The sequence below is a fragment of the Parafrankia sp. Ea1.12 genome, assembly GCF_900465275.1.
Taxonomy (GTDB): Bacteria; Actinomycetota; Actinomycetes; order Frankiales; family Frankiaceae; genus Parafrankia; species Parafrankia soli.
The window spans coordinates 1-3517 of sequence record NZ_UBIZ01000627.1 but is presented as its reverse complement, the minus strand read 5'-3'; the positions used below and the strand labels follow the sequence as shown (position 1 = coordinate 3517).

The following is a 3517-nucleotide window of genomic DNA, read 5'->3' as shown; positions in this document are numbered from 1 at the left end:
GCCGGGCAGGGCCACGGCACCTTCCAAGGGCACAGCCGCGATCAGGATCATTACGGCTGGCGGCCCTGCGGCGAGGAGCCCCCTGGGGCGGACGCGGGCAGGTGGCAGCGGATCGTTCCCGGGCTGCGCGGGCAGGTGCGTCCACTCGCCGGACCGGCGGCGCGGTTCCTCGTCACCGCCGTGGACGAGTTCGAGCGCACCTGGAGCTGGCGGGTCGGGATCGGCCCGCTGCGGCTGGACCTCGACCACGGCGTGGACGCCTGCCTCGACGGCGGCACGTCCACCTGGCTGCGGATCACCGGACCGGGCCCGCTGCCCCACGCCTACGCCCCACTGGCCCGGGTCGTGTTACGCCGCATCGTCCGCTGACCCGGCACGAGGCGTCCCGCACTTCTCCGACGGGTCTCCGGGCACGGTCAGCGGGCGGGCCGATGCAGGAAGACCTCGATGCCGTCGAGGATGCGCGCCAGCCCGAACTCGTAGTCGGTGTCGCCGTAGCCCGGCGGGCTGTCGAGGGACCCGGTCGCGACGATCTCCATGAGCGCCGGGTAGCGCTCGCGGTCGATCAGCTGGCGCAGTAGCGACCCCCAGGACGGCGGCGGCTCGGCGTCCGCGGGCACGGCCTCGGCGGGCACGGCATTGCCTGCCGGCCCGGCCGCCGAGGCGGCGGCCTCCGCGGAGGTTGCCGAGGCGGGAGCCGCGCCGGGGCGGTAGGCGCGGCGCAACTGCACCCACAGCCGCGTCTCGGCGCGCACGTACCCGTCGAGGAGAAGCATCACGCTCAGCTTCTCCTCGGGGGTGGCCCGTGTCCCGGCGAGGGCCGCCAGCCCGGCGTCGAGCCAGCGCAACTGGTTGGGGCCCAGCGGCGGGCCGCTGATCGGGGCGTCGAGCGCCCACGGGTGGCGCTGGTAGAGCGAGCGGCACTCCCCCGCCCAGCGCTCGAGCACCGCACGCCAGCCCTCCCCCGGCGCGGGGCCCGGCGGCGGGCTGGCCATGACGGCGTCGAGCATGAGCATGAGCAGCTCGTCCTTGCCGGTCATGTACCGGTAGAGCGACATCGCGGTGAAGCCGAGCCGCTGGGCGAGCCGGCTCATCGACAGCGGGCCCAGCCCCTCCTCGTCGGCGATCTCCACCGCGGCGGTGACGATGCGGGCCAGGCTCAGCCCGGGGCGCGGCCCGCGCCGGCCCCGCTCGCGCCGGCCCCACAGCAGGTCGACACCCGGCGGCAGGCCATCCCCCGGCCCTGGCGGCACCTGCGGCTGCGGCGACGGCGCGCCGGCCTCGGCCCCTGTGCCGGCCTCGATGTCCATTCAGCTCCCGCTCGGTCGGCGCATCCCCGCCGCCATCGTAGTCGTGTACGCGCTACACAGCCGTCTAGACCGTAATCAGTTTCAGTGGTACACAGTAACCGCACACACTTCTGTGTGCGCCGTACACAGTTGGCGGCGCGCAGACGTGCCGACATCCCCGCCGACACCGGAGGACCGCCCGCCACGCCAAGGACGACCACATGACCACGCCAGCCGAGCAGCAGGCCACGCCCACTGTCCGGGTCCGCGGGCTCACCAGGAGCTACCGGCACACGACCGTCCTGGACGGCGCCGGCAAGACAACCATGATCCGCATCCTGGCCACACTGCTGCGGCCGGATGCCGGGACGGTCCACATCGCCGGGTACGACGCCCTGCGGGCCGCGCGGCAGGTGCGCGGCGCGATCAGCCTGACCGGCCAGTACGCGGCCGTCGACGAGGTCCTCACCGGCGAGGAGAACCTGGTCATGATGGGCCGCCTCGCCCGGCTGGGGCGGGCCGGCGCCCGCGCGCGCGCCGCCGAACTGCTGGCGCGCTTCGACCTGACCGACGCCCGCACCCGGGCGGTGCGCACCTACTCCGGGGGGATGCGCCGCCGTCTGGACCTGGCCCTCGGCCTCGTGTCCCGACCGCAGGTGGTGTTCCTCGACGAGCCGACCACCGGGCTCGACCCGCGCAGCCGCGCCGAGCTGTGGACGGTCATCCGCGAGCTCGCCGTGGACGGCGTGAGCGTCCTGCTCACCACCCAGTACCTGGAGGAGGCCGACCGGCTCGCCGACCGGGTCACCGTGCTCGACCGCGGGCGGGTCGTGGCCGAGGGGACCCCCGAGGAGCTGAAGTCCCGGTTCGCCGGGCAGCGCCTCGAGCTCACGTTCACCGACGACGCCCACTTCGCCGCCGCGCTGCGGCTGCTCGGCCCCACCGCGGGCGAGCGCGACGCCCGGCGCCGGGCGGTGGACGTCCCCACCGACGGCACCGCCACCGACGTGCGCGCCGTCCTCGACCGGATGCGGCACGCCGGGCTGGAGGTCGGCCCGGTCGCGCTGCGCCGGCCGAACCTCGACGACGTGTTCCTCAGCCTCACCACCGCGAGCCGCACCACCGCGCCGTCCACTCGCCCCACGCCGGCGACGGTCACGCCGGCCGGCGCGTCCACCGCCGGGGTCGCCGCGCGCGGCGCCGGCCAGCCCGCCCCGTCCCGCCGTGAGGAGCCCGCGCGATGACCACCGAACCCCTCGCCCCCGCCGGCATCGCCCCGGCCGAGGGATGGGTGTCCACGCTGCGCTGGGCGGCGGCGGACGCCGCCGTGATGGTCGGCCGCGGCATCCGGCACCTGACCCGCGACCCGGAGACGCTGCTGCTGAGCGTGATCCTGCCGATCAACCTGATGCTGCTGTTCGTCTACGTGTTCGGCGGCGCGATCGACACCGAGGGCGACTACGTCGACTATGTCGTGCCGGGCATCATCCTGCTCTGCGCGGGTTACGGGGCGGCCGCGACCGCGGTCGGTGTCGCCCAGGACACCACGGCCGGTGTCATCGACCGGTTCCGCTCACTGCCGATCTCGGCCGGGGCGGTGCTGACCGGGCATGTCGTCGCCAGCGTCGCGCGTAACGCCGTCTCGACCGCGCTGGTCGTCACGGTGGCGCTGGCCACCGGGTTCCGCCCGAACGCCACCGCCGCGGAATGGTGCGCGACCGCCGCGGTGCTGCTGCTGTTCGTCCTCGCCATGACCTGGCTGTCGGTGGCGCTCGGCCTGCTGGCCGGCAGCCCGCAGGCCGCCAGCGGGTTCACCTTCTTCGTGCTGTTCCTGCCGTACCTGAGCAGCGCGTTCGTGCCGACGGGGACGATGCCGGCCCCGCTGCGGGCGGTCGCCGACCACCAGCCGGTCACCCCGGTGATCGAGACGCTGCGCGGCCTGCTGATGGGAACGCCGATCGGGACAGGCGGGTGGCTGGCGCTGGCCTGGTTCGGCCCGGTGCTGGCCGGGTCATACCTGGCGGCGAAGTTCCTGTTCGGACGGCGTGCGTTCACCGGGCGGGCGGGCTGACCGGTGGTCTCGACACACCAGGACGATGCCGCTCTGAGCTAAGCTGGAGCCGCCACAAGGGCGCGCAAAAGCGCGCTATACGCAGCCACAGGCTAGCGGAAAGGGTTGGGGATTGTCAAACGAAGCGGCGCCCCCCGCGCCCCCGGTGCCCCCTGAG

General features: G+C 74.6%; 4 protein-coding genes. 3 read left to right on the top strand and 1 reads right to left on the bottom strand.

Annotated features, from left to right (window positions below; translation table 11 throughout):
- Nucleotides 1-369, top strand: a 369-nt coding sequence (locus FMEAI12_RS33665; protein WP_235015005.1) for a hypothetical protein, incomplete at its 5' end; no start/stop codon positions are given.
- Nucleotides 370-416: 47 nt separating this feature from the next.
- Here the strand turns inward: FMEAI12_RS33665 and FMEAI12_RS33660 are convergent.
- The gene (locus FMEAI12_RS33660) at nucleotides 417-1310 is read right to left on the bottom strand and encodes a TetR/AcrR family transcriptional regulator (RefSeq protein WP_200835507.1); all 894 of its coding nucleotides are present in this window, start codon (nucleotides 1308-1310) and stop codon (nucleotides 417-419) included.
- Between the two features lie 200 nt (nucleotides 1311-1510).
- Between FMEAI12_RS33660 and FMEAI12_RS33655 the strand changes: the two genes are divergently transcribed.
- Both FMEAI12_RS33655 and FMEAI12_RS33650 read left to right on the top strand, forming a co-directional pair.
- A complete protein-coding gene (locus FMEAI12_RS33655; protein WP_112109143.1) occupies nucleotides 1511-2533 on the top strand; it encodes an ATP-binding cassette domain-containing protein in 1023 nt (340 codons plus the stop codon).
- The gene (locus FMEAI12_RS33650) at nucleotides 2530-3360 is read left to right on the top strand and encodes an ABC transporter permease (protein ID WP_112109142.1); all 831 of its coding nucleotides are present in this window, start codon (nucleotides 2530-2532) and stop codon (nucleotides 3358-3360) included. Before FMEAI12_RS33655 ends, FMEAI12_RS33650 begins: the two co-directional genes overlap by 4 nt.
- Nucleotides 3361-3517: the final 157 nt, after the last annotated feature.

Bases quoted from the DNA above. Each gene is read 5' to 3' on its own strand.
- FMEAI12_RS33650 (WP_112109142.1), top strand. From the start codon at position 2,530: ATGACCACCGAACCCCTCGCCCCCGCCGGCATCGCCCCGGCCGAGGGA.
- FMEAI12_RS33655 (WP_112109143.1), top strand. From the start codon at position 1,511: ATGACCACGCCAGCCGAGCAGCAGGCCACGCCCACTGTCCGGGTCCGC.
- FMEAI12_RS33660 (WP_200835507.1), bottom strand. From the start codon at position 1,310: ATGGACATCGAGGCCGGCACAGGGGCCGAGGCCGGCGCGCCGTCGCCG.